The sequence below is a fragment of the Collimonas fungivorans Ter331 genome, from assembly GCF_000221045.1.
Lineage (GTDB): Bacteria > Pseudomonadota > Gammaproteobacteria > Burkholderiales > Burkholderiaceae_D > Collimonas > Collimonas fungivorans_A.
In genome coordinates this window covers 2,235,690-2,260,327 of the sequence record NC_015856.1, presented here as the reverse complement: position 1 = coordinate 2,260,327, position 24,638 = coordinate 2,235,690, and the positions used below count along the sequence as shown (strand labels likewise).

Sequence of the window (24,638 nt, the reverse complement as noted above, 5' to 3'; positions counted from 1 at the left end):
GTTGTTACTTAGTTGTTACTCTGTCGCGATAGCGATCAGTGTTCCCGATTTTGTTTGAAAAATCACATTGGAACCCGCCACCACCGGATTGGGCAGGACCGCACTGCTGTCTGCACGAACCCGTGCTATCAGGGCGCCGTCGTCGCGCGACAAGAAATGAATATAACCCTCAAAGTCGCCCACGACTACTGCTTTAGGCAGTACTGCCGGGGTCGTCAGCACGCGGTTGGCGAGTTGCTTGTTTTGCCATACGACCGCACCGCTGTCCAAGGTGAACGCCGATACCGCGCCATGCTCGTCGGCGGCATAGATGTTCTTGCCGTCGCTGCCGACGCCGACATCGCTGGAAAACGGCTTGGCCCAGTGCGACGTGCCGCTGCCGGCGTCGAAGCAGCCCACTCGTCCCTGGTAAGCGACGGCGCAGACTTCACGGCCGACAATCACCGGCATGCCGGAAGCGTCGGCTACCCGCTCCAGCTCGGTGGTGCCGCGCGGATCGCCGATCGCCATTTCCCACCACGGACCGCCGTTAGTCAGGTTCAACGCTGACAGGCGGCCGCCCGGCAAGGACAGGAAAGTTGCCTGCGGCACGACCAGGATGCCCGGCGCCGAACGCAAGGTCAACGGCGGCAAAGTGCGTAACACAGCCCAGCGGCGTTCGCCGGTTGCTGCATCATAAGCCGCAATCCGGTTGTCCTGGCTGCGCACGATCACCAGGCCTTGGCCTACGGCCGGAGCCGACAGGATTTCGCTGGACGCTTGCGCCTGCCAGATTTTTTTGCCCTGGCCGTCAAACGCCAGCACAATGCCCTTCTCGCCTGCCACCGCAACCGTGTTGCCGTCGCTGCCGGCGCCGGCGGTCAGGCGGGTGCCGGCGCTGATGCGCCAGGCAACCGTGCCGTTGGCGGCGTTGATGCGCGTCACGGTGCCGTCGGCTGCCGCGGCAAACACGCTGTCGCCCGCAACCACAGGCGAGAAAGTGAAGATGGCAGCGCTGCCGATCGACTGTTTCCAGACCGGTTGCACCTTCAGGCTTTGATTGAATTCAACCAATGGCGCCGGCTGGTTGCTTGTCTTCTTGCTACTGAACAAGGAGCAGCCGCCCAATATCAACAACGCACCGGCACAGGCAGCAACAGCTCGCAGAGTCTTCACACGCATATTCTTCCTTTTTCCGAATTATCAGGCTGCGGCTTTGGCTGGAGCTCCGCCAATCGCATCAAGTTTCAATTGAATCAATTCCTTGCCGGGATTCTTGCTTTCCATCTTGTCCAGCGCCAGCTGGTAGGCGGCGCGCGCCTCGTCCAGCTTGTTCTGCGCCACCAGGATGTCGCCCTTGCGATCGGCCGCCGCGCTGGCGAAAGGCGCCGGCAGGTCTGCCGCCAGCACTTTCAAGCCGTCGTCGTAGGCCTTCTGGTCAAGCAGGATGCCAGCCAGCCGGATCCGGGCCAGCGCCTTGTGGTCGTCGTCGCGGCCATGGTCGAGCACCCATTGCAGCTGTTCCTTCGCTGCATTCAGGTCATTGGCGTCAAACGCCACCTTGGCGGCCGAAAAAGCCGCCATGCCGGCATACGCCGTACGGCCGAATTTCTGCTGGATATCGGCAGCGGCGCGCTGCACCTTGGCGTTGTCCTTGCTCGCCACCGCCTTTTGCTGCTCGTCGTAAAGCTGCGAAGCCTGCAAGGACTGGCTGCGCTGGTAATAATTCCAGCCGGACCAGCCGGCGTAGGCAGCCAGGGCGATAATCAGCACCCAGGTCGTCAGATTGCCGTATTTATTCCACCAATCCTTAAGCGTTGCCAGTTGTTCCTGTTCGTCGAGATCGAATGCCATATGATTTTAGTTTTTAGTGATGAATTTAATGATGATAGTGAACATGTCCATGATCACCATGGTCGTGGTCATGATCGTCGCCGGCGCCGACTATCTGGTCGACCAGATAATCGCTTACCGCATCGAAAGGTACGACACTTTGATTGCCGGCACTAGCTTTTTCAGCATCGCCTTCGGCGCGCAAGGTCTTGACGGTCGCGGTCTGGTTCGCCACTTCGTCTTCGCCGATAATGATGGCGTAGGCTGCGCCGCTGGCGTCGGCACGCTTCATCTGCGACTTGAAGCTGCCGCCGGCATTGGCCGAGGCGCAATGTAGCACAACATCCAGCCCGGCATTGCGCAAACGCTCGGCCAGCACGAACGATTGCAGCTGCGCTGCCTCGCCCTGGTGCACCAGGTACACATCGCATTCGTTGCGCACGGCTTGTTCGCCGTTGGCGCGCATCAGTTCCAGCAAGCGCTCGATGCCCATTGCAAAACCGCAGGCCGGAGTCGGCTTGCCGCCGAACATTTCCACCAGCGGATCGTAACGGCCGCCGCCGCAGACCGTGCCTTGCGAGCCGAGCTGGTCGGTGACCCACTCGAACACGGTGCGGTTGTAGTAGTCCATGCCGCGCACCAGGCGCGGGTTGATGGTGAACGGAATATTGTTGTGGTTCAGGATCTTTTGCACGCCTTCGAAGTGCGCCAGCGATTCCGCGCCCAGATAGGACAGCAGTTGCGGCGCGCCGTTGACCATGTCCTGCATGGCCGGATTCTTGGTGTCCAGGATGCGCAAAGGATTGGTGTGCAGGCGGCGTTGCGCATCGGCGTCCAGCAGCTCCTTGTGCTGCTCGAAATAAGCGATCAGGTCGGCGCGGTGGCGGTTACGCTCTTCCGCATCGCCGATCGAATTCAGCTGCAGCTTGACGTCCTGCAGGCCGAGGTCGTCCCACAACCGCTGGCACATCATGATCAGTTCGGCGTCGATATCCGGGCCGGTGAAACCGAGCGCTTCGGCGCCGACCTGGTGGAACTGGCGGTAACGGCCGCGTTGCGGACGCTCGTGGCGGAACATCGGGCCGCTGTACCAGAGCCGTTTCGGGCCGTCGTAAGTCAGGTTGTGCTCGATCGCCGCACGCACCACGCCGGCGGTGCTTTCCGGACGCAGGGTCAGGTTGTCGCCGTTCATCGAATCGGTGAACGAATACATTTCCTTTTCGACGATGTCGGTCACGGCGCCGAGGCCGCGCGCAAACAAGGCGGTAGGTTCGACGATAGGCGTGCGGATTTTCTGGAAGCCGTAGCTCTTCAGCACCGATTCCACGGTGTTTTCAAACAATTCCCACAAGGCGGCGTCGGCCGGCAGGATATCGTTCATACCTTTTACGCCGACGATTTTTTCGGCTTTCTTATTTTCAGACATTCTTTTTCAATGCACCGGTAATGGTCAATTGGTTGATATTTGTTCGGATCAGGCCGCGGCCTGGCCATAATGGCTCTTCACGTAATCCAGCACTACAGCCTGGAACTCTTCGGCGATCCGTTCGCCGCGCAGCGTCAGTTTTTTCTCGCCGTCGATGAACACCGGCGCCGCCGGCGATTCGCCGGTGCCCGGCAGGCTGATGCCGATATTCGCATGCTTGGATTCGCCCGGACCGTTGACGATACAGCCCATCACCGCCACGTTCATGCCTTCGACGCCGGGATAGGCTTTTTTCCAGACTGGCATCTGGTCGCGCAGATAGGTCTGGATCTTGTCCGCCAGGTCCTGGAACACGGTCGAGGTGGTGCGGCCGCAACCAGGGCAGGCAATCACCATCGGCGCGAACTTGCGCAAGCCCATGGTTTGCAGAATCTCCTGGCCGACGATCACTTCCCGCGTGCGGTCGCCGCCCGGTTCCGGCGTCAGCGAAATCCTGATGGTGTCGCCTATGCCTTCCTGCAGCAGCACCGACAAGGCCGCGGTCGAAGCCACGATGCCCTTGCTGCCCATGCCGGCTTCCGTCAGCCCCAGGTGCAGCGGGTAGTCGCAGCGCCGCGCCAGTTCGCGGTATACCGCGATCAGGTCCTGCACGCCCGACACCTTGCACGACAGGATGATGCGGTCGGCCGCCAGGCCCAGTTCTTCCGCCCGCTGCGCATTCTCTATCGCCGAGGTCACCAGCGCTTCATACATCACCGCCTGCGCCAGCCATGGCTGGCTGCGCAAGGCGTTCTCATCCATGATGCGCGCCAGCAGCGCCTGGTCCAGGCTGCCCCAGTTGACGCCGATGCGGACCGGCTTGTCATACCTGCAGGCGGCCTCGATCATCTGCGCATACTGGGTATCGCGCTTGGCGCCCTTGCCGACATTGCCCGGATTGATACGGTATTTCGACAAAGCCTGGGCGCATTCGGGAAAATCGTTCAACAGGGTATGGCCGTTGTAGTGGAAATCTCCCACCAGCGGCACATCAATCCCCATCTTGTCCAGCTGCTCGCGGATCGCCGGCACGGCCGCCGCCGCTTCCGGATTGTTCACGGTAATGCGCACCAGCTCGGAACCGGCGCGCGCCAGGTCCTTGATCTGGATCGCGGTGCCGATCGCGTCGGCGGTATCAGTATTGGTCATCGACTGCACCACCACCGGCGCACCGCCGCCGACCATGATCTTGCGTTCGCCATAGCTGATCGTCGCGCCGCGGCTAAGGCGGCGCACGCTGGGGCCTGAGCCTATCGGTAAATTCGTCGGCAAATTCGTCTGCGGCATGGGCATCTCTCTTTCCATCACGCTTATTTCAGGTTCAATCTGGCCACGTTGGTTTTCGACCCGGCCTTCAAGTCCACTGGCGCACCGCGCAGCGTCGCGTCGACGCCGGCAAGATTGCCGATGATGACATTGACCGGCTGCGACATGTCGACTGTTTCCGTACTGCCGGCCTTGGCCAGGCGCGAGAGCAGCACGGTGTTGTCGGCGCGCTTGATTTCGACCCATGAATCCTGGCGGAAGTTCAGGCTCAGCTCGCCGCCGCTGGCCGTCGCCGGGTTCGCCATTGGAGTGTTGGCCGGCACCGCATTGACGCCTACTTCGGACACCGGCGCGGCGCTCGCGGCAGGAGCCGCGGTCAAGGCAGCCTTGGCCGCAGCATCCGCAGATTGCGTCTCGGCGGCGGCAGGCAAACCGGCCTTGTCTTCGGCGCTGGCTGCGTTGTCCGCACTTGACGCGGCGGATTTTTCAGTCAGCGACTGCAGCGTATTCTGCACCACCGGCAATACATCCAGCCGTATCGCCACGGCCAGCAGCAACAGCAGCACGGCCAGCACCACCAGCCATTTGTAGGCAAATTTATTGCGCCCCATCAAACTGAAGCGGGACTCCGAGAAAGGCGTCGACAACGGGCTGCCGTGCACCACGCTGACTCTCGCTTGCGCCGCTGCCGGCGGCGCGATGGTCGCCAGCAAGGCGGCTGCATCCAGGCCCAGCAGTTTTGCGTAAGAACGGATGAAACCGCGCGTCATCACCATGGTCGGCAGCGCAGCGTAGTTATCGTGTTCCATGGCGTCGATCTGGCGCGGCGCCAGCTTCAGGTGGCTGGCCACGTCCTGCACCGACCAGCCCAGCTCTTCCCGCCTGCCGCCCAACTGCGCGCCGAGCGTAAGCGGCTCGGCGCTGGCGGTTACGGGAGCTGCGCTATCCTCGCCGGAATCGGCATCGGTGATTTTCAGCTGTTCAGGCTCACTCATTAAACGCCCCGCGCTGATACGCTGCGAATTCCGGGGAGCCGCCGAAACGACGGCGCAATTGCGTCACCAAACTTGCCTCTGCAGCAGTGTCACCCAACTTTCGCTCCACTTTGATAGCTGTCCATAATGCTTCCGCATTCTGCACATCGGTTTTTAATACGAGGCCGATATAAAACCGGGCCCGTTCATAATCGTTGCGGTCATACGCCAGCTGCGCCAGCTTGGCGTTGGTCAGAGGATTGCTGGCGTCGAACTGGAACGCCTGCGACAGGTAGCGCTGCGCCGCCACGGTATCGTTGAATTTGAGGCTGCAGACGCCGGCGTTGGTCAGCGCTTTTGCCGGCGACTGGTAATTGCGGCTTTTCAGCGCCGTCTCGAAATGCACGATCGATTCCTTGGCGCGGCCGTTCTGGCACAGGAACCAGCCATAGTTGTTGGCGTAGTCCGGGTTGTTCGGCGACAGCCGCAGGGCGCGCTGGAAATTGTCGTCGGCCAGGCGGTTTTCCGACATGCCCATATAGATCAGCCCGCGCACGCTGTAGGCGTCGGCCAGTTCAGGATCTGCCGCCAGAGCCTGCTTGATCTCATCCAGCGCCACTTCCAGCTGGTGCTGTTCGTAATAACCGACCGCAAGCTGCAAGCGGATGCTGGCGCGGCGCTGCGCTTCGGTCTGGTCCGAACTGGTAGCCAGTTCACGGCGCGACCCGCCCTCGCTGTCGCTGCTGCTGAGCGGCGGGCTGGTGCAAGCACTCAAGCCGGCCAATAGCGACAACGCGGCCGCGGCGAACACCAGCCGGCCTGGCCAGCTCCCGAGCTTGCTACTTGCTTTTTCTATCACTGAGACACCTCGATGATACGGCCAAAGTTCTTTCCGAATTTCTGCTGATATTCGGTCATTTTCTGCATGCGTTCCTGCACCCGCGTCCGGTCCTGCACTTCGCCGGCGAGCTGGCCGCAGGCGGCATCGATATCGTCGCCGCGCGTCTTGCGCACGGTGGTGACGATGCCGGCGTCCATCAGGATCTGGGCGAAAGCCTTGATGCGTGGATTGTTCGAGCGCTTCAATCCCGATTCAGGGAAAGGATTGAACGGGATCAGGTTGAATTTGCAAGGCACGGCCGGTCCGCCTGCGTGGCCCTGGACCAGGGCGATCAGCTCGCGGGCGTGGGCGTCGGTATCGTTGACGCCGTCCAGCATGCAATATTCAAAGGTAATGAAATCGCGCGGCGCAAATTCCAGGTAGCGCTTGCAGGCCGCCATCAGGTCGCGCAGCGGATATTTCTTGTTGAGCGGCACCAGGCCATCGCGCAAGGTGTCGTTGGAGGCATGCAGCGATACCGCCATCGCCACCGCGCAATCCTGCGACAGCTTGTCGATCATCGGCACCACGCCGCTGGTGGACAAGGTCACGCGGCGGCGCGACAGGCCGTAAGCGTTATCGTCCAGCATCAGCTTGAGCGCGGTCACGGTCGGTTCGTAGTTCAGCAAGGGTTCGCCCATGCCCATCATCACCACGTTGGTGATCTGGCGTTCGCCCTTATGGCCAGGCTCGATGCCCTTGGACTTGCGCAGTTCAAACTCGGCCATCCACAACTGGCCGATGATTTCACCGACTGTCAGGTTGCGGCTGAAGCCTTGCTTGCCGGTGGAACAGAAGCGGCAATTCACCGCGCAGCCGGCCTGGGTCGAAATGCACAGGGTGCCGCGGTTCTCTTCGGGGATGAACACCGTCTCCACCGCATTGCCCTGGCCGACATCGAGCAGCCACTTGCGGGTGCCGTCGGTCGAGGTGTGGTCGCTGATCACGGCGGGAGCAGCGATCATTGCCCGGGTCGCCAGCTTGTCACGCAATGACTTGGCCAAATCGGTCATTGCGTCGAAATCGTGTGCGCCGAATTGATGAATCCAGCGCAGCAGTTGTTTTGCGCGGAACGGCTTCTCACCCAACTCGCCGCAGTAAGCGGTCAGTTGTGCGGGATCCAGATCCAGCAGGTTGGTGAGAGCAGTCATGGCATTTCCAATTCAAGATAATTGCAGGACAGGGTCGCCGCACTTTACAACAACGAGCGTTTTTCCCTGCCCCCAACTATGCAAACATTTAAAACAATTACGCCGGGAAGAAATAGGCGATTTCAACTTTCGCCGCTTCCACTGCGTCCGAACCGTGCACTGCGTTAGCGTCGATCGAGTCAGCGAAGTCAGCACGGATAGTGCCTTTTTCTGCCTTCTTAGGATCGGTTGCGCCCATCAGGTCGCGGTGCTTCAGTACTGCGTTTTCGCCTTCCAGCGCTTGGATCATCACTGGGCCGGAGATCATGAAATCGACCAGGTCCTTGAAGAAAGGACGCTCGCGGTGAACCGCGTAGAAACCTTCAGCTTCTGCGCGCGACAGGTGCGTCATGCGGGCAGCAACGATTTTCAGGCCAGCGTTTTCAAAACGGGTGTAAATTTGACCGATTACGTTCTTTGCCACTGCGTCCGGTTTGATAATGGACAGGGTGCGTTCAATTGCCATCTGAAAAACTCCAATAAAATGAAAGGGTTAAGCTGCTTATTTAAATGACTGGTTAATAGTTCAATCAACCTTTGATTTTAACACGAAACACCCATGTAGAATCGTCAAAACCAGCCAAAACGCAAGCTGCATGCCATAGAAAAGTCGTAAAAAACGCCGGAGAACCACTTTGCGGCGTTGTTGTCTGATGTAATGATGTTGAAGTTAGATGCTATGATCGCAACAATTTAGTACTTTTGCAATTTCCAAAGGAGTCCCTGATGAACCCGAACCTGCAACCGACCTACTCGCCCGGCAGCACCGCGCTGAGCGTACAGCACCGTGTGCTGCGCAACACGTACTGGCTGCTGGCCCTGTCCATGCTGCCGACAATTGCGGGCGCCTGGCTGGGAGTACAGATGGACTTCAGTTTCTTCAGAAACAGTCCGTTGATCGGCTTCATGGCCTTCATGGCGGTGGCGTTTGGTTTCTTTTATGCAATTGAAAAGACCAAGAACACCGGCTGGGGCGTATTGCTGCTGCTAGGCTTCACCTTCTTCATGGGCCTGATGCTGTCGCGCCTGATCGGCCATACGCTGGTCGGCTTCTCCAACGGCGCCACGCTGATCATGATGGCTTTCGGCGGCACCGCCAGCGTGTTTGTGGTCATGGCCAGCATCGCCACGGTCAGCAAGCGCGATTTCTCGAACATGGGCAAATGGCTGTTCGCCGGCGTCGTGGTGCTGCTGCTGGCATCGCTGGCCAATGTTTTTCTGCAGATCCCGGCTCTCTACCTGGCGGTATCGGTGATCGCCATCGCGATTTTCTCGGCCTACATCCTGTATGACGTGCAGCGCATCATCAACGGCGGCGAAACCAATTACATCTCGGCAACGCTGAGCCTGTACCTGGATGTCTACAACATCTTTGTCAACCTGTTGTCCCTGCTGGGGATTTTCGGCGGCAACCGCAACTAGGCAACACCAGCCACAAAAAAACCGGCCTTCTGGCCGGTTTTTTATTGTCGGGCCAACCGCATCAAGGCAGGTCGAACACCGCAATCGATTCCACATGCGCCGTATGCGGAAACATGTTCACCACCCCGGCCTGGCTCAGGCGATAGCCGCCGGCGATCAGCAAACCGGCGTCGCGCGCCAGGGTCGACGGGTTGCAGGAAACGTACACGATCCGCTGCGGCATCAACGCCGGGTCGATGGCCGCCAGGCCGACCAGGGCTTCGCACACTGCCGCCGCACCGTCGCGCGGCGGGTCGATCAGCATCCGGTCAAACTTGCCTAGCGCGACAAAATCCTCGGCGCTCGCCTCAAACAAGTTGCGGCAATGAAAAGTGGTTTTATCCGATAACCGGTTGACCGCGGCGTTCTCGCCGGCGCGGTTGATCAGGGCTTGGCTGCCTTCGATGCCGACCACCTGCTGCGCCTGGGTTGCCAGCGGCAAGGTGAAATTTCCCAGGCCGCAAAACAGGTCGGCCACCCGCTCATGCGGCTGCACATCCAGCAAGCGCAAGGCGCGCGCCACCAGCACCCGGTTGATCTGATGGTTCACCTGGGTGAAATCGGTGGGCTTGAAAGGCATGCGCACGCCGAATTCCGGCAAGGTGTAGTACAGCTCGCCCTGCGCCGGATAAAACGGATAGGCGCTGTCGGGGCCGGCGGTCTGCAGCCACCAGTTCACCTGGTACTGGTCGGCAAACGCCTTCAGCTTGATTTCATCGTCGGCCGTCGGCGCCGCCATGATGCGCAGCACCAGCGCGGTGACCTTGCCTTGCGGGCCCTCGCCCACCGCCAGTTCGATCTGCGGAATGTGGTCGATCAGGCTCAGCGAACCGATCAGGTGGCGCAGCGGCACCAGCATTGCCGATACGTTCGCCGGCAATATTTCGCAGGTTTTCATGTCGGTGATGAAAGAGGATTTCCTCTCGTGGAAACCGACCAGCACGCCACCCTTTTTCGGCACGTTGCGCACCGAAATGCGGGCGCGGTAGCGATAACCCCAGGTCGGCCCGTAAATCGGCCGCAGCATCGATTCAGCCTTGACCTTGCCGATATGCCACAGGTTGTCTTCCAGCACGCGCTGCTTGATCGCCACCTGCGCCGTCGGCTCCAGGTGCTGCATGGCGCAGCCGCCGCACATGCCGAATACCGGGCACTGCGGCTTTACTCGCAACACCGACTCCTTGTGCAAGGCGGTCATGGTGGCCGCTTCCCATTTCGGTTTCTTGCGGTAGGACAGGAAACTTACACGCTCGCCCGGCAAGGCGCCTTCGACAAAAATGACCTTGCCCTGGCTGCCGTCTTCATTTTGCAGATGGCCGATGCCGCGCGCATCCATGTCGAGGGATTTGATATCGATAGTATCTTGTTGCATAGGAAACAGTTATTCATCGCCGGGGGCGATGGCAGAAAGAAAATGGTGCGAGATTATAGCGCCAGCCGGCACAGGTTTAAAGAAAGGAGTCTTTGCCGACGCCTTTGGCGCCCAGCAGGCGTTTCAGCTTGAGCAGCGCCTCCTGCTGGATCTGCCGCACCCGCTCACGGGTGACGCCGATTTCGGCCGCCAGCTCTTCCAGCGTCGAAGGATCGTCGTTATCCAGCCCGAAACGGCGCATGATGACGTTACGCTGCTTGTCGGTCAGCTTTTCCAGCCAGACCCGCACCAGGATCGACATTTCCTGCTGTTCGGCGCGCGAATCGGGATTTTCCTCGGTAGCACTGGGCAGCAGGTCCATCAGGCTGGCCAGCGGATCCTGGTCCAGCGGCGCATCCAGCGACGCCGCGTGTTCGGACAAGGCCAGCACATCCTGCACATCTTCCACTGGCCGGTCGACCAGGTGGGCGATGTCTTCGGCGCTGGCGTCCTTGCCGTCGTGATGCTGAGCTTCCAGGTGGTATTTGGCGCGCAGGATCTGGTTCAGTTCGCGCACCATGTGCACCGGCAAGCGCACGGTGCGCGCCTGGTTCATGATGGCGCGTTCGATGCTCTGGCGTATCCACCAGGTGGCGTAGGTAGAGAAACGGAAACCGCGTTCGGGCTCGAACTTGTCGATCGCCCGCATCAGGCCGAGATTGCCCTCTTCGATCAGGTCAAGCAAGGCGACGCCGCGGTTGATGTAGTGCTTGGCGATCGAGACCACCAGCCGCAGGTTGTGCTCGATCATTTTCTGCCGGGCTTCGAAATTTCCTTGTTTCGCCAGCGTGGCGAAATGCACTTCTTCGGTCACCGACAGCAGCGGCCGGGTGCCGATCTGGTTCAGGTAGTGCTGCGTGGTGTCGGTCGACAGTTCGGCGGCCAGGACTTTCTTGAGCTCCTCGACGCCGTCGACCACCACCACCACGCCATCGACCACGACCTCGTCGTCGACGTCCTGCTCGGCGGCGACAGCATCAACATCCTCTTGCCCGTCATCGGCAATCCGCTCCGATGTATCGTCAAGCTCGTCATCCTGATGATCTGTCGGCCGTTTGCTCATTTATCGACTAGGTAAGAATTTCGATGGATCCACAGGTTTGCCTTGCTGGCGGATTTCGAAATGCAGCTTGACTGCATCGCTGTCCGAATTACCCATTTCGGCAATTTTCTGGCCCTTGCTCACCGTCTGCCCCTCTTTCACCAGGATGGTCTTATTATGCGCGTAAGCGGACAACAAGTTACTGGTATGTTTGATGATCACCAGATTGCCGTAGCCGCGAATGCCGCTGCCGGCGTACATCACCTTGCCGCCGGCCGCGGCGACGACATTCTGCCCGGCCTTGCCGGCAATATCGATGCCTTTCTTGCCCTGGTCAAAAGCGCCGACCTGCTTGCCTTCGGCCGGCCACATCCAGTCGACCTTGTCTTCATCGCCGCTTGCCGGCGCAGCTGTCGAGGCGGTGCTGGCGGCAGCAGCGGCAGGCGCCGTCACGGCTGGCGTTGCGGCCGGTTTCGGCGTCTCGCTGGATGGCCCGGCATCGGGCTTTTGCAACTCTGCCAGTGCGCTGTCGGAATACGGACGCTTGTCGCCGCGCGGCCCGCTCTTGTTGCCGCCGCTGGCGACGGCCGCGGCTGACGGCGCGCTGCCCAGCGAACGCACCTCGACTCCCGAGCCGGTCGCTACAGTGCCGATCTGGGCGCCGCCAGGTCCAGAACCGCTGTCGGGAGGCTGCACCCGCAGCACCTGGCCGACCTTGATGTCGTTGGCGTTGTCGAGCTTGTTCCAGGCCACGATATCGCGATAGCTCTGGCCGAATTCAAGCGCGATCCGGTACAGGGTGTCGCCCTGCTTCACGGTATAGGAACCGCGTCCTTCAGCGGCCCGCGGCGTTTCCGGCGCAGCCGCGGTAGCTACCGCGCCGCTGCCGCCTGGCCGCCGTTCGACTACCGGCGCGGGGGTGCGCGGAGTGGTGCATGCGGCAAGCGCGCCTACCATTAATCCCAAAGCTATAAAGCGAGTTTTCTTCATTCTCATTACGTTAATTAGTATGTGCGACGTGGTCGCTGATTGTTCGTCAATTGATTCGTCAACTGGTTTGCCAACTTGTTTGCCAACTTATTCGTCAATTCGTTTGCCGGACACAACAGGCGATCCGGCGCTGCTCAAACCGTTCCTGCACGCAAAGGCACAAAATGACAGTCTTCCAGTGTGGTGCTGGTCCAATCAAATTTGCTGGTGCGCTGGATGAGCTGCAATACCTGGTGACGGGCGCCGACCGGGGCCACCAGGCGGCCGCCGATCGTCATCTGGTCCAGTAATGCTTGCGGTACTTCAAGGCCGGCTGCAGCCAGGATGATACCGTCGAAAGGCGCTACCTGCGGCAGCCCAAGCATACCATCTCCGTAATGCAAACGGATGTTGCCGATCCGCAGCGGACGCAAGTTGCTTCTTGCCAGTTCGTGCAAGGGCTTGATCCGCTCTATCGAATAGACTTCCTTCGCCACCAGCGACAGCACCGCCGCCTGGTAACCGCAGCCGGTGCCGATTTCCAGCACCCGGTTCAAGACGCCGCCTTGCTGGTTGTCGCGCATGATCTCTATCATGCGCGCCACGATATACGGCTGCGAAATGGTCTGATGGTGGCCGATCGGCAGCGAAGCATCGATGTAGGCCTGGCTCGACATGCCCGGCTCCATGAACATGTGGCGCGGCACGGCTTCCATCGCCGCCAGCACCTTGGCGTCGCTGACGCCCTGCCTGGCGACCCGGTCCACCATGGCTTTGCGCACGCCGTCGGAAACCATCGAGCCGGAACGGTCGACATGGCTTGCGCTCTGCGCCGGCCGCGCCATCGCCTTGCTGGACGGCGCCAATGGCGGCGCGCCGGCGGCAGTGCGCGGCGGCGGCCGGGAGTTCTCCCAGGCGGCATTTTTTGTTGCCGTTTGCGGCGTGGCTACGCTGCGTTTGCTCTGGTCGGTGCCGGGCTTCTTATCGGCGAGCGACGACAGCGTCAGCGGGAAACGCTTGGCCTTCTCGGTCATGACAAATCTTTCCTCAGCGCGGCCAGCTGCGCCGCATGGGTCAGATCTATCTGCAGGGGAGTAATCGAGACATGGCCGTTGGCGGTCGCATGGAAATCGGTGCCCTCGCCGGCATCGCGCGCCGCGCCGGGCGGCCCGATCCAGTATATGTCGCGGCCGTGCGGGTCCTTGTCCTTGATGACCGCTTCCGATTCATGCCGCTTTCCCAGGCGGGTCGCCACTATCGGTTTCAGCTGGTCGTAAGGCAGGTTGGGAATATTCACGTTCAGCAGGTAGGGCTGCGGCAGGTTGCCGAAGCGGCGCTCGACGATTTCGCGCGCCACCTTGGCCGCCGTCTCCAGTTCGTCCCAGCCTTTGTGCAGTTGCGAAAAAGCGATGGCCGGAATGCCGAACAGGAAACCTTCGGTGGCCGCCGCCACGGTGCCGGAATACAGCGTGTCGTCGCCCATGTTCTGGCCTTGGTTAATGCCCGACACGATCAGATCCGGCCGGAAATTCAGCAAGCCGGTCAGGGCAATGTGCACGCAGTCTGACGGCGTTCCATTGACAAAATAGAAACCGTTTTCGGCGCGTTGCACCGATAAAGGTCGATCCAGGGTCAGCGAGTTGGAGGAGCCGGAGCGATTGCTGTCCGGGGCTACCACCACGATTTCGGCTATCGGCGCCAGGGCATCGGCCAGGGCGATGATGCCCGGCGCCAGGTAACCATCATCGTTGCTGATCAAAATTTTCATATCTGGATTTTACCCGAAGCAATGTTACTCATTTATGAAGATTTTGGAATTTTACCGAAGTAGCTCTTAAAGACACTTTAGCTGGCAATTTAGTTGCTCTTTCTCTATGAAAACAAGGCAATTGCAAAATTATGTTGCAGCGCCACATAAAAGCCACAGCGATTGCCTAAAAAGAGGTATTGTTAGCGCTATCAAGGCCATTTGGCCTGAAGGAGTCACCATGAAGTCGTACCGAGTCCACACCACCACCGTCGCCAGTCCTGCCAGTCCTTTCAGTGCCTGGACCGACCTGCTGTTCAAAACCGGAGAAATGATGAACGCCTCTGCCGAGGTGATCGGCCACCGCACCGCCCGCATAGCCTTGGCCGGGCCGGCGCCAAGCCAGCGCGACCGCAATGAATTCAACCTGATGAGCCAGGAAAAAATGGAAGTTGCCGCCGAATCGGCGCATGCCATGGCGATCCGCATGATGAGCTTGCATCAGGAAGCGGCCAGGCTGGCGATCCAGCACATGCTGGACGGCACCGCCAACCTGCTGTCGTTAGCCAGCAGCAGCAGCCTGCACCAGTCCGGGCACCGCCAGAGCAAGCTGGCGCACGACACCATGCGCAATTCGGCGGAAGCCGTGTCGCAGCTGAATACTTCGCTGGCGCATATCGCGCAGACCGGCCTGCAGCCGATTCATGCGCGTGCCACCGCCAATGCAAAACGCCTGAAGAAACTCTAAGACAAGCGGTTGTCCAGCTGCAGCGTCCAGGCCGACGGTGCGGCGCCCTGCAGGCAAATCCGCGCTACCGATTGCAAACGCTCGCGACTGCACAGGGTAATGACCAGGCCCTGCTGCGTCCACGTGCGCGCATGCCAATCCGGCCCCGAACGCAAACGCGTCCCGGCGGCCACATGCTCTGGCGATAGGCTGCCATTCCCCTGAACCGACATCAATTTAAACAGCGCCTCTTTGCTGCTCCACATGGCATAGAAATCCGCCGCTTTATCCTCGCCAGGACGACTCGACAGCCAGATGCTTTCCGCCTCCGAAAAAGCGGCGCGGCCGATGGCGTCCACATCGCGCCCTGCATCCAGCACCTCGGCATCGAGGCCCAGCGCGGTATCGACACTGGCGGCGCAAGCCACCCAGCCGCGGCTATGCGACAAACTGAAGAAAGGAAGCGCGGCGCCGGCGAGCGGAAGTTGCACCGACGGCGCCTGGTTTTTACGCTCGGCGACATGCACCGCTTCAAGCGCGACGCCAGCCAGGCGCGCAACGGCAAAGCGCAGCAATATCCGTCCCAGCAAGAACTCGCGCTGGCGCAGCGGCCGCAAAAATCGCCGGTAACGCAGCAATTCCGACTCGCCCAGACAGGCAAGAAAACGGTCGCGGTCATGATCCGCCAGCTGCCTGGCGTCGTACAGCAAGATGAACGCGGACCGCATGGCTTAATCCAGGCGTTTGAAAATCAAGGAAGTATTGATGCCGCCAAACGCAAAATTGTTCGACATGAAATACTCGCATTGCAAGCTGCGTCCTTCGTCGACAATGTAGTCCAGCTCGGCGCACAGCGGGTCCAGCTGCTTCAGGTTGATGGTCGGCGCGAACCAGCCGGAGCGCATCATTTCGATGCCGATCCAGGCTTCCAGGGCGCCGCAAGCACCCAGCGTGTGGCCGGTGTAGCTCTTCAGCGAACTGATCGGCGTGTGCCGCGCGAACACGGCGGCGGTGGCATGAGATTCGGCTATGTCGCCCTGCTCGGTGCCGGTGCCATGGGCGTTGATGTAACCGATGGCGCTTGCCGGCAAGGCGGCGTCGGCCAGCGCCAGCGTCATCGCCACCTGCATGGTGTCGGCGTTCGGATGGGTGACGTGGCAACCGTCGCTGTTGGTGCCGAAGCCTACGATTTCAGCGTACATTTTTGCGCCCCGGGCGCGCGCATGGTCGAAATCTTCCAGGATCAGGCTGCCGGCGCCCTCGCCGATCACCAGGCCGTCGCGGCTGCTGTCGAACGGACTGGGTGTCAGGGCCGGGGTGTCGTTGCGCACGCTGGTGGCGAACAGGGTGTCGAATACCGCCGCTTCGGTCGCGCACAGTTCCTCGGCGCCGCCGGCCACCATGATCGCCTGGCGGCCGCTGCGGATGGCTTCATAGGCGTAGCCGATGCCCTGGCTGCCGGAAGTACAGGCGCTGGATGTGGTGATCACGCGCCCGGTAATGCCGAAAAACACGCCGATATTGACCGGCGCCGTGTGCGCCATCATTTTGATATAGGTGGTGGCGTTGATGCCGCGCGTGCTGCGCTCATCCATCATCCGGCCGAAATCGCCGATCGCCTTCGGTGTGCCGGCAGACGAACCGTAGGCGACACCGCAGGCGCCGCTTTTCAGCACCGGATCGTCAAGCAGGCCGGCGTCCGCCAGCGCCAGTTCGCTGGCGCGGGTCGCCATCAAGGCAACCCGTCCCATGCTGCGCATGCTCTTGCGGTTATAACGCTCGGACAAGGCGAACTCGGCGGCGGGAGCTCCCAGCTGGGTGTTCAGGCCGTCGTAACCGGCCCAGTCCTCCATCCGCACTATGGCGTTGCGATAACTGCCGAGGTGGCTGCGGATGGCCTCCCAGTCGTTGCCGATCGGGCTGATGCCGGCCATGCCGGTCACTACTACCCGCCGTTCTGTCAGCGTACGCGTCATGCCATGCCTCCGTTGACCGAGATCACCTGGCGCGTGATGTACGCGGCGTCGGCGTGCATCAGGAAGGCCACCGTCGCCGCCACCTCTTCCGGCTTGCCGACCCGGCGCGCCGGGATCAGCTTGAGCGCTTCGTCCAGCGGCACCTCGCTGATCATGTCGGTTTCGATCAGGCCGGGAGCGACGCAGTTGACCGTGATGTTGCGCTTGGCCAGCTCGATCGCCAGCGCCTTGCTGGCGCCGATGATGCCGGCCTTGGCGGCGCTGTAGTTGACCTGGCCGCGGTTGCCTATCAGGCCCGACACCGAAGCCAAGGTGACGATGCGGCCGGGCGCGCGCCGCTGCACCATCGGCATCACCAGCGGATTGAGCACGTTGTAGAAACCGTCCAGGTTGGTCTTCAGCACCAGGTCCCAATCCTCGCCAGGCATGGCAGGGAAAGCGTTGTCGCGCGCCACGCCGGCATTGCACACCACGCCGTAATAACAGCCATGCTGTTCGACATCCGCCAGCAAGGCAGCGGCGCTGGCCTGGCGGTCGCCTATGTCGAATTGCAGGACGCGCGCCTGCACTCCCAGCTCGCGCACCGTCTGCGCCACGGCATCGGCTGCCGCGCGCTGCTGATGGCAATGCAAGACGATATCGTAGCCATCGCGCGCCAGCCGCAATGCAATCGCCTTGCCGATGCCGCGGCTGGAGCCGGTGACCAGCACGCTCTGGTTCAGGCGGGCAGCCGGCGCTGCCTGGTTCGATTCCAACATCATTCAGTACTTCCCTCAAGAAAAACAGCCGCGTCAGCCGGCTGGAACACGGTAATGGTAGCGCTTGCCAGCGGCTGCCCGGCGGCATGGATCTGGCATTCGAACGATCCTATCCCATTGTCTGCCTGCAGCAGCTTCTGGACATGGATTTGCAGCACGCTGCCGACGGCAAAAGCCGGACAACTGGCTTCATAGCGGCGGGTGCCCAGCAAGAAGCCGATTTTCACCGGTTCGCCGCGCAGCTGTGCGGTATAACCGGCATAGGCGGCAATCGCCTGCGCCATGTACTCGACCCCGACCCAGGCCGGCACGCCTTGTCCATCGCAAAACAGGCTGTCCGGCCGGATCGCCACTTCTGCCTGCAAATCTTCCTCGCCGGCCGCCAGCAGCCGGTCCAGCAGCACCATGACGCCGGAATGCGGCAAAAAACGGCGGATATCCATCGCCTCGACTGCGTTCAGTTGATCCATCATTCCCGTCCCAGCAGCAAACTTGCATTGGCGCCGCCAAATGCAAAAGAGTTACTCAAAGCCCAGCGCAAGGGATGTCCAAGGCGAGCCCCGGCCGGCAGCAGGTTCAGCTGCGGCAGGCCGGGATCGCAGGCGCCGTCCCACAAATGCGGCGGCAGCTGGCCCTGCGGATTGTCGTCCTGCATCGCCAGCCAGCACAGGCCTGCCTCCACCGCGCCGGCAGCGCCCAGCGCATGGCCGGTAAACGGCTTGGTCGAGCTGAGCGCCACATCGTCGGCAAACAAGGCAGCGATCACGCGCCCTTCCATGGCGTCGTTTTGCACAGTGGCGGTGCCGTGCAGATTGATGTAATCGATGTGTTTTGGCGCCACGCCGGCACGCGCCAACGCTTGCTCGATCGCGCTGCGGGCGCCGGCGCCGGACGGATCCGGCGCTGAAATATGGTAGCCGTCGGAAGATTCGCCCCAGCCGCGCAGACTCACGCTTGCTTCGGCCTTGCTCATCAAGAACAGGGCGGCGCCCTCGCCGATATTGATGCCGTTGCGATTGGCGCTGAACGGATTGCAGCGCGCCGCGCTGACCGATTCCAGCGCGCCGAAGCCGGCCACTGTGAACGCGCAGAGCGAATCGACGCCGCCGGTCAGCACCGCATCGCACAGCCCCATGTTGATCAGGCGGGCGGCGCTGGCCATCGCCTTGCTGCTGGAAGCGCAGGCGCTGGAATGCACGTAGGCGGGCCCGGTCACGCCCAGCACCGACGCCAGGGTCGCCGCCGGCGAAGCCATTTCTTGCTGCCCATAGTCAAAATCGGCAGGAAACCTTGCATGCTGCAGGCGATAGCGAAACGCCGCTTCGCTCTGCGCGATGCCGGAAGTGCTGGTGCCGAGCACGATCGCCACCCGTCCTGCGCCAAACTGCTGGATGGCGGCATCCACGTGCGGCCGGATCTGCGCCAGCGCCGCCAGAGCCAGCTGATTATTGCGGCTGCGCTGGCCCAGCGGCAGCGCGCTGACATCGGGCAGCGCGGTCTCGACGCAACCCAGCGCCAGCTCCCGTCCCGGCGAATGACGCGCGGTCATGCCGACCCCGCTGTCGCCGGCGAACAGGCGACGGCTGATCTCCGCGTGGCTTTCGCCAAGCGGACACACCATGCCGAGTTGATTAAGATAAAGCATGATTATGGCGTTGCAGTAGACGAAGGAGCGGCAGCATCGCTGACCGATTCAATCGTCAGGTGATAGTGATAGCGCAGATTGTTCAATTCCACCTTGCCGTCCCACGGCGTCGGCGTGCTGTAGTCGATCACCATGACCGGCTCCCCTTGCAGCGACAGCGTGCGCCGCAATCCCTGCTGTTCTATCTGCCAGCCCGGCGGCAGCGCCGCGCGGATCGCCGCCAGCGGCCACAAGGTGAGCTGCGTGTCTTCCATCACATCTTCGACCCGCACCTGGGACGGCAGCATGGGATGACGCCAGGACTGCAACGTCTTGCCGTCATAGTTCATGCTCAGGACACGCTGGCCGAACGCCAGACCGACCATGTTGAATTGCTGCTGGTCGACTTCCACCGCAGCATCGAGCTGGTCGATGCGCCCTTGGCGCTCCACCGTCAAATGCTGTTGCAGGCTGATGCTGGCGCCCAAGGACGCCGGCGCCAGCATCAGCCCGAGTCGTGCCAATGCAGTGGCCGGCGCTTGCGGCTGCGTGGTTGTACAGGCTGCAAGCGCGCAAGCCAACACGCAGATCAACGCGCCAGTGCGCAGCCAGCCGCAGCGGCCAGCCAGGTGGTTCAGCTGCATATTTCCTCCAGCGTTTTCAGGCGCCGTTTGCTTTCCTTTACATACGGATTGCTGTCGTCCCAGGCATAACCGGCCAGGATGGCGGCGATCATGCGGCGCACTTCCGGCTGCTGCTTTTCATAAAAAATGACTTTCTGGAAACCGCCCGAATACCAGGAATCGACAAAGGTGCGGAAAGTATCGACGCCCTTTTTCAACGGTATCGCATATTCGCTTTCCCAGTCCACGGTTTCGCCTGCGAACTGGCGCTGCAAGGCGGCAGCGGCCAGGCTGGCGGACTTGACCGCGATCGTGACGCCGGAAGAAAACACCGGATCCAGGAATTCCCCGGCGTTGCCGAGCAAGGCGTAACCCTTGCCCCACAAGGACTTGACGTTGGACGAATAACCGACGATCTGGCGCGCCGGCGTATCCCAGCGCGCATTCTCCAGCAAGGCGCGCGATGCCGGGTCTTGCATGACCAGCGTCTGCAGGCGTTCGGTTTCGCTGCCCTTGAACTGCTCCAGGAACGCGGTTTCCGCGACCACGCCGATAGAGCAGCGGCCGCCGGCAAAAGGAATCAGCCAGTACCAGACATCGCAATGTTCCGGATGCACGGTAATCCGGATCTTGTTGCGGTCGAAACCGGGCACATCGATGCCATCTTCGATGTGGGTGAAAATGGCGCCGCGCACCGGGAAATTCGACGGCGTCTCCAGCTGCAGCAGGCGCGACAGCACGCGCCCGAAACCGCTGGCGTCCAGCACAAAACCCGCTTCCACGATATATTCCGTGCCGTCTGTATGGCGCACCGCGACCCGTGGTTTTTCTGCATCGGCGTCAAACGCGGTCACGGTATGCTGATAGCGCACTTGCGCGCCCTGGCGCTCGGCTTCATTGGCCAGCACCTGGTCAAACTGGGCGCGCTGCACCTGGTAGGTGGTGCCCCAGCCGGGGGAGTGCTTGTCGCGGAAGTCGAAGTCGGTATAGCGGTCTCCGCGCACGAACGCGGCGCCGTTCTTGTACTGGAACCCTGCTTCCACCACCGCCTGCAGCATGCCTGCCTGCTGCAGGTATTCCATGCTTTGCGGCAGCAGGCTCTCGCCTATGCTAAAACGTGGAAACTGTTCCCGCTCCAGCACCAGCACCCGTCGTCCTTGCTTCAGCAGCAACGCTGCCGCCACCGAACCTGCTGGACCGGCGCCGATTATCAATACATCACACTGTTCAACTCTTGTTTGCATGTTGTTCTTCTTTTTCCTGTTGTGAATCCTGGCTAAAACAAGGGGCGACCAGCCAAACGACCGCAATTCCGATCAGCATCGTGAATCCGAATGCATGCAGCGGCGGCGTGGCGGACAACGCTAGCAAGCCGAACGACAACAAGGCGCTGGCGGCCGACAATCCGACCGTGAGCCAGGCGAAGCGATCGCGCTGCATGCTTTGTTCTTGCAAAAAAATACCGTAGTCGACGCCCAGCCCCAGGATCAGCATCAGCGCCAGCACATGAAACAATTGCAACGGCTGCCCCAGCAAGCCCAGCATGGCCAGGGTAGCGATGCTGGCCACCGCCGGCGGCGTCAGCACGCGCCAGGCTGCGCTGCGATAACGGCTAAACAGCAGCAGGAAGATCGCCGCATATGCACCTAGCAGCACCCATCCCATGTATTGCCGGTAATGGCCCAGCACCGAAGATATTTCACTGACCTTGTCGACCCATGACACGCCCTCCAGTTCCCCGGCGGCCTGTTTCAGGAGCGGCAGGTTGCCGTAATTGTTCAGCCCGCGCAGCGCGACTATGCTGGCATGGACGCGGCCTTGCGCCCCTTCTATTTCTCCCAGCCAGAGAAAGCGCGACGGCTCGCTGGCCGCGCTCTTCAGGAATGCAGCCGGAGTAAGGTCGTGGCCGCCGTTGGCGCTGGCCGCCGCGCTCAGGGCCCGGCTGCGCATTTGCGCTACCCAACCCGCATCCTCACCCAGTTGCGCCGCCAGCGCCTGCAACGGACCGTCGGCAGCAAGCAAGGCCTGCGTGACCAGGGCTCGGTTCGCCGCCTGTTCCCGTATCGAGGGCGTCCAGTTGGACATCGCCTGGTAACCGCTGATGACGTGTTTGGCAACTAAGGGCTCCAGCCGCTGCTTTAGTGCTTCCTCGCGCTGCAACACCTGTTCCGCGCTGGCGCCGCGCACCAGGTAGAACTGCACCGGGGTCGGCGCGTCGAGCAGTTTTCCCAGCTTGATCTGGTCTGCCAGCAGCGCTTTCGGCGGCGTCTGCAAAGAACGGATATCGTCGTTCACCGTCAGCCGCGTCATGCCGGCCACGGCAAAAATACCGAACAGCAGCACTGCCATCGCCGACGCACGATTCATGCCCAGCAATGGCCAATGACGCCGGGTCTGGCCGAACCAGCCGGCAAAGGCGGAGTTCTTCAACGTTTGCGCAGTCAGCAGCGCCGGAAACCAGAAAACCACCGTCAGCCAGGCAAACACCAGGCCCAGCACCGAAAACACAGCCATTTGCTGCAAACCTGGAAACGGCGTCAGCGCCAGGCCGATATAGCCTATCACCGCGGCGGCCAGGGTCAGCGCCAGGCCCGGCATCAGGCGCCGCAGCAATTGCCACGATCCCAGCGCGCGGTCGGCGGCGACCCGGCTGCACAGGAAATAAATCCCGTAATCCTGGGCTACGCCGATCAGGCTGGCGCCGAACACCAGCGTCAGCAAATGCACTTGTCCGAAAATCATCCAGCATAGGGAAAACGAGGCCAGGCAGCCGACGCCTATCGACAGCATGATCATGGCGATCGGCCGCAAGGAACGGAAAGTCAGCCACATCAGCAGGATCACGCCCAGCAGCGAGCCGATGCCTATGGTCGACATTTCCCGGCTGGCCTGGGCGCTGCCGGCGCCGGCATGCAACACCACGCCGGCGCTGACCAGTTCAACCGCCGGCACTGCCTGGCGGGCGGCTGCGCCGGCCTGGTCCAGCAGCGGCAGCAGCGCCTGCTGGGTCGCCATCGAGAATGCCGGCTGCCGCAGGTTCAGCAGCAGCACGATATAAGGACGTCCCTGGTCTTCCACAAACAGATAACCGTCGCGCGGGCGCACCGGCGTTTCCTGGGCACGCGCTTGCACCCAGCCGTTGAACAGGCCGAACGGATCGTCCTGCCAGGCGCCCAGCTTGGGCCCGGAAAACGGACTGTACAACTGCTGCAAGGCGGTATCGACCCAGTATTTGGGCGTTTGCTGGCGCAGCGCTGCCTGTTGCGCCGGCGTCAGCAGGCTGAGCCGCATCTGCTGTGACGGCGCCAGCCAGTCTTGCTGGTTCTGCGCCGACAGCTGGACCGTACGCTGCAGCAGGGCCGGCTGCATGGCCAGCACCGCGCTATAAGCATCGGCGGCGGCGCGGGCGTGCTCCCAGTCGTCGGCGCCGACCAGCACCACCAGCCGCTGCTGGGCGGCGTCGACCATGTGCGTGAACGCCTGCTGCAGCACCGGATCGCGCTGCTCGACCGGCAGCAAGGCCATGATGTCGGTATCCGGCACCACGCCTTTGACCAGCCACAGGTAGCCGTTATGCGCCAGCAGCAAGGCGACCGCCAGGGCCCACGCCAGCGCCATGCGCCTGCCCCAGCCTGGGCGGCCGTCGCCTGGATCAGTCAAATGCAGCCCCTTCTTCCGCCGTCATGGCGTTGCTGCCGCTTTGCAGTTCGGAAAAACTGATATCGGTGCGGTCGCCGCTGGCCTCGCTGATCGTCACCGTCTTGACGTAGGCGCCGCCGCTCAGGGCCAGCGTGCCGATCGCCTTGGCCAGCGCCGGCTGGCGCGCTTTCAGCGCCACCTTCCAGCTGTTGCCCTGCACGCTGCCATCCAGTTCGAACAGGCTGTCGAGCTGGCTGAGGTCGCCCGCCAATAGCGAAAACAGCACGCTGTTGATCATCCTCACCACCGGTTCCTGTTTGGCGTCCATGCGCATCGCGACCCGGTCGCCCTGCATCTGCACGATTTCGTCGCGCTTCAGGCGCAGCGTGTTGGGGAACGGCTGCAAGGTGCGCCACAGGACGCCCTTGCCGTTCACTACGCAGAAGCGGCCGTTCGACAACAGCGGTTTCTTGATGCCGACCAGCTGCTTGCTTTGGTCGAAACGGCCGCACAAGACCGGCGGCCGCGCCAGCATGGCCTGGATTTTCTCTACCGGCGCGGCGGCAAGCGCCGGCCAGGCGCTGCAGCTTAAAAAGACGGCCGCAAGAACAGCGACAAGGTTTCGTTTCATGCTTGCTCGATTCCTAATTTTTGAAACAACACAGGCGGCGACGCAAAACACATTTCACCGCTGTCAATCGCCACCGCCACCTGCGTGGTGGTGCCGCGGGTAAGGCGGCGGCCGCTGGCGCTGTCGGTGATAACGTATTCGATCCGCAGCCGGTTTTCCCATTCGATGACGCTGGCGCGCACCTTGATGTGCTGGCCGAACGTCGCCGGATGGGCGTAACGCAGGTGCAGGTCGATGATCGGCCAGGTATATCCGGAAGCCTGCATCTCCGGATAGTTGTAATCCAGCTTGTCCAGCAGTGCGCAGCGCGCCATTTCCAGGTATTTGACGTAATTGCCGTGCCAGACGATCTGCATCGGATCGAGATCGTAGAACTGCACCTGCAATTCCAGTTCTGCCGACCAGCGGTGCTTATGTAAGTGCTTATGTAAATCAGCCATGGC

Annotated in this window: 25 protein-coding genes; 2 read left to right on the top strand and 23 right to left on the bottom strand. The window is 61.6% G+C overall.

The genetic code is table 11. The features are described 5' to 3' along the window. Window positions 1–15: 15 nt before the first annotated feature. From bamB to ndk, 8 genes are all read right to left on the bottom strand, one after another. On the bottom strand, window positions 16–1,161 hold the full coding sequence (gene bamB / locus CFU_RS09910; protein WP_014005904.1) for an outer membrane protein assembly factor BamB: 1,146 nt from the start codon (window positions 1,159–1,161) through the stop codon (window positions 16–18). A 21-nt stretch (window positions 1,162–1,182) separates the two neighbouring features. Beyond that, a complete protein-coding gene (locus CFU_RS09905) occupies window positions 1,183–1,833 on the bottom strand; it encodes a tetratricopeptide repeat protein (RefSeq protein ID WP_014005903.1) in 651 nt (216 codons plus the stop codon). A gap of 25 nt (window positions 1,834–1,858) precedes the next feature. After that, complete coding sequence (hisS, locus tag CFU_RS09900) at window positions 1,859–3,238, bottom strand: histidine--tRNA ligase (RefSeq protein ID WP_014005902.1); 1,380 nt, start codon at window positions 3,236–3,238, stop codon at window positions 1,859–1,861. Between the two features lie 48 nt (window positions 3,239–3,286). Next, window positions 3,287–4,564: a flavodoxin-dependent (E)-4-hydroxy-3-methylbut-2-enyl-diphosphate synthase gene (gene ispG, locus CFU_RS09895; RefSeq protein ID WP_041743253.1), complete on the bottom strand. Its 1,278-nt coding sequence runs from the start codon at window positions 4,562–4,564 to the stop codon at window positions 3,287–3,289. A gap of 23 nt (window positions 4,565–4,587) precedes the next feature. Further along, window positions 4,588–5,538: a helix-turn-helix domain-containing protein gene (locus CFU_RS23795; RefSeq protein WP_041741669.1), complete on the bottom strand. Its 951-nt coding sequence runs from the start codon at window positions 5,536–5,538 to the stop codon at window positions 4,588–4,590. After that, the gene (pilW, locus tag CFU_RS09885) at window positions 5,531–6,376 is read right to left on the bottom strand and encodes a type IV pilus biogenesis/stability protein PilW (RefSeq protein ID WP_014005900.1); all 846 of its coding nucleotides are present in this window, start codon (window positions 6,374–6,376) and stop codon (window positions 5,531–5,533) included. Before pilW ends, CFU_RS23795 begins: the two co-directional genes overlap by 8 nt. Next, window positions 6,373–7,548, bottom strand: coding sequence for a 23S rRNA (adenine(2503)-C(2))-methyltransferase RlmN (rlmN, locus tag CFU_RS09880; protein WP_014005899.1), 1,176 nt, complete (start codon window positions 7,546–7,548; stop codon window positions 6,373–6,375). Before rlmN ends, pilW begins: the two co-directional genes overlap by 4 nt. A gap of 97 nt (window positions 7,549–7,645) precedes the next feature. Beyond that, the gene (ndk, locus tag CFU_RS09875) at window positions 7,646–8,053 is read right to left on the bottom strand and encodes a nucleoside-diphosphate kinase (RefSeq protein ID WP_014005898.1); all 408 of its coding nucleotides are present in this window, start codon (window positions 8,051–8,053) and stop codon (window positions 7,646–7,648) included. Window positions 8,054–8,313: 260 nt separating this feature from the next. On the opposite strand from ndk, the gene CFU_RS09870 reads away from it, so the two are divergent. Continuing rightward, the gene (locus CFU_RS09870) at window positions 8,314–9,009 is read left to right on the top strand and encodes a Bax inhibitor-1/YccA family protein (RefSeq protein ID WP_041741668.1); all 696 of its coding nucleotides are present in this window, start codon (window positions 8,314–8,316) and stop codon (window positions 9,007–9,009) included. 61 nt (window positions 9,010–9,070) lie between these two features. Here the strand turns inward: CFU_RS09870 and rlmD are convergent, their stop codons facing one another. The 5 genes from rlmD to surE all read right to left on the bottom strand — a co-directional run bounded on the left by rlmD (window position 9,071) and on the right by surE (window position 14,238). Next, window positions 9,071–10,420, bottom strand: coding sequence for a 23S rRNA (uracil(1939)-C(5))-methyltransferase RlmD (rlmD, locus tag CFU_RS09865; protein ID WP_014005896.1), 1,350 nt, complete (start codon window positions 10,418–10,420; stop codon window positions 9,071–9,073). 76 nt (window positions 10,421–10,496) lie between these two features. Beyond that, window positions 10,497–11,522, bottom strand: coding sequence for an RNA polymerase sigma factor RpoS (rpoS, locus tag CFU_RS09860; protein ID WP_014005895.1), 1,026 nt, complete (start codon window positions 11,520–11,522; stop codon window positions 10,497–10,499). Next, complete coding sequence (locus CFU_RS09855) at window positions 11,523–12,491, bottom strand: peptidoglycan DD-metalloendopeptidase family protein (protein WP_041741666.1); 969 nt, start codon at window positions 12,489–12,491, stop codon at window positions 11,523–11,525. A 134-nt stretch (window positions 12,492–12,625) separates the two neighbouring features. After that, on the bottom strand, window positions 12,626–13,504 hold the full coding sequence (locus tag CFU_RS09850) for a protein-L-isoaspartate(D-aspartate) O-methyltransferase (RefSeq protein ID WP_014005893.1): 879 nt from the start codon (window positions 13,502–13,504) through the stop codon (window positions 12,626–12,628). Then, window positions 13,501–14,238, bottom strand: coding sequence for a 5'/3'-nucleotidase SurE (gene surE, locus CFU_RS09845; RefSeq protein ID WP_014005892.1), 738 nt, complete (start codon window positions 14,236–14,238; stop codon window positions 13,501–13,503). Before surE ends, CFU_RS09850 begins: the two co-directional genes overlap by 4 nt. Before the next feature lie 220 nt (window positions 14,239–14,458). Between surE and CFU_RS09840 the strand changes: the two genes are divergently transcribed. After that, window positions 14,459–14,965 (top strand): polyhydroxyalkanoate granule-associated phasin, encoded by a 507-nt coding sequence (locus tag CFU_RS09840; protein WP_041741664.1) that lies wholly within the window; start codon window positions 14,459–14,461, stop codon window positions 14,963–14,965. Here CFU_RS09840 and CFU_RS23270 read toward each other — a convergent pair. Genes CFU_RS23270 through CFU_RS09790 form a run of 10 tightly spaced genes read right to left on the bottom strand, consistent with a single transcriptional unit; the run spans window position 14,962 to window position 24,635 of the window. Next, window positions 14,962–15,672 carry a 4'-phosphopantetheinyl transferase family protein gene (locus tag CFU_RS23270; protein ID WP_014005890.1) on the bottom strand — a complete coding sequence of 237 codons (711 nt, stop codon included), beginning with the start codon at window positions 15,670–15,672 and terminating at the stop codon, window positions 14,962–14,964. The genes CFU_RS09840 and CFU_RS23270 overlap by 4 nt on opposite strands. Window positions 15,673–15,675: 3 nt before the next feature. Next, window positions 15,676–16,920 (bottom strand): beta-ketoacyl-ACP synthase, encoded by a 1,245-nt coding sequence (locus CFU_RS09830; RefSeq protein WP_014005888.1) that lies wholly within the window; start codon window positions 16,918–16,920, stop codon window positions 15,676–15,678. Continuing rightward, window positions 16,917–17,681 carry a 3-oxoacyl-ACP reductase FabG gene (fabG, locus tag CFU_RS09825; RefSeq protein WP_014005889.1) on the bottom strand — a complete coding sequence of 255 codons (765 nt, stop codon included), beginning with the start codon at window positions 17,679–17,681 and terminating at the stop codon, window positions 16,917–16,919. The genes CFU_RS09830 and fabG overlap by 4 nt, the downstream gene beginning before the upstream one ends. Further along, entirely contained in the window at window positions 17,678–18,151 is a 474-nt protein-coding gene (locus CFU_RS09820) for a hotdog family protein (RefSeq protein ID WP_014005887.1), read from the bottom strand. Before CFU_RS09820 ends, fabG begins: the two co-directional genes overlap by 4 nt. Continuing rightward, window positions 18,148–19,323 carry a beta-ketoacyl-ACP synthase gene (locus CFU_RS09815; RefSeq protein WP_014005886.1) on the bottom strand — a complete coding sequence of 392 codons (1,176 nt, stop codon included), beginning with the start codon at window positions 19,321–19,323 and terminating at the stop codon, window positions 18,148–18,150. The genes CFU_RS09820 and CFU_RS09815 overlap by 4 nt, the downstream gene beginning before the upstream one ends. Before the next feature lie 2 nt (window positions 19,324–19,325). Continuing rightward, window positions 19,326–19,946: a DUF3261 domain-containing protein gene (locus tag CFU_RS09810; RefSeq protein ID WP_014005885.1), complete on the bottom strand. Its 621-nt coding sequence runs from the start codon at window positions 19,944–19,946 to the stop codon at window positions 19,326–19,328. Then, window positions 19,937–21,169, bottom strand: coding sequence for an NAD(P)/FAD-dependent oxidoreductase (locus CFU_RS09805; protein ID WP_041741660.1), 1,233 nt, complete (start codon window positions 21,167–21,169; stop codon window positions 19,937–19,939). Before CFU_RS09805 ends, CFU_RS09810 begins: the two co-directional genes overlap by 10 nt. Next, window positions 21,153–23,585 (bottom strand): MMPL family transporter, encoded by a 2,433-nt coding sequence (locus tag CFU_RS09800; protein ID WP_014005883.1) that lies wholly within the window; start codon window positions 23,583–23,585, stop codon window positions 21,153–21,155. The genes CFU_RS09805 and CFU_RS09800 overlap by 17 nt, the downstream gene beginning before the upstream one ends. Then, the gene (locus CFU_RS09795) at window positions 23,578–24,195 is read right to left on the bottom strand and encodes an outer membrane lipoprotein carrier protein LolA (protein ID WP_014005882.1); all 618 of its coding nucleotides are present in this window, start codon (window positions 24,193–24,195) and stop codon (window positions 23,578–23,580) included. Before CFU_RS09795 ends, CFU_RS09800 begins: the two co-directional genes overlap by 8 nt. Continuing rightward, window positions 24,192–24,635 (bottom strand): acyl-CoA thioesterase, encoded by a 444-nt coding sequence (locus CFU_RS09790; protein WP_014005881.1) that lies wholly within the window; start codon window positions 24,633–24,635, stop codon window positions 24,192–24,194. Before CFU_RS09790 ends, CFU_RS09795 begins: the two co-directional genes overlap by 4 nt. Window positions 24,636–24,638: the final 3 nt, after the last annotated feature.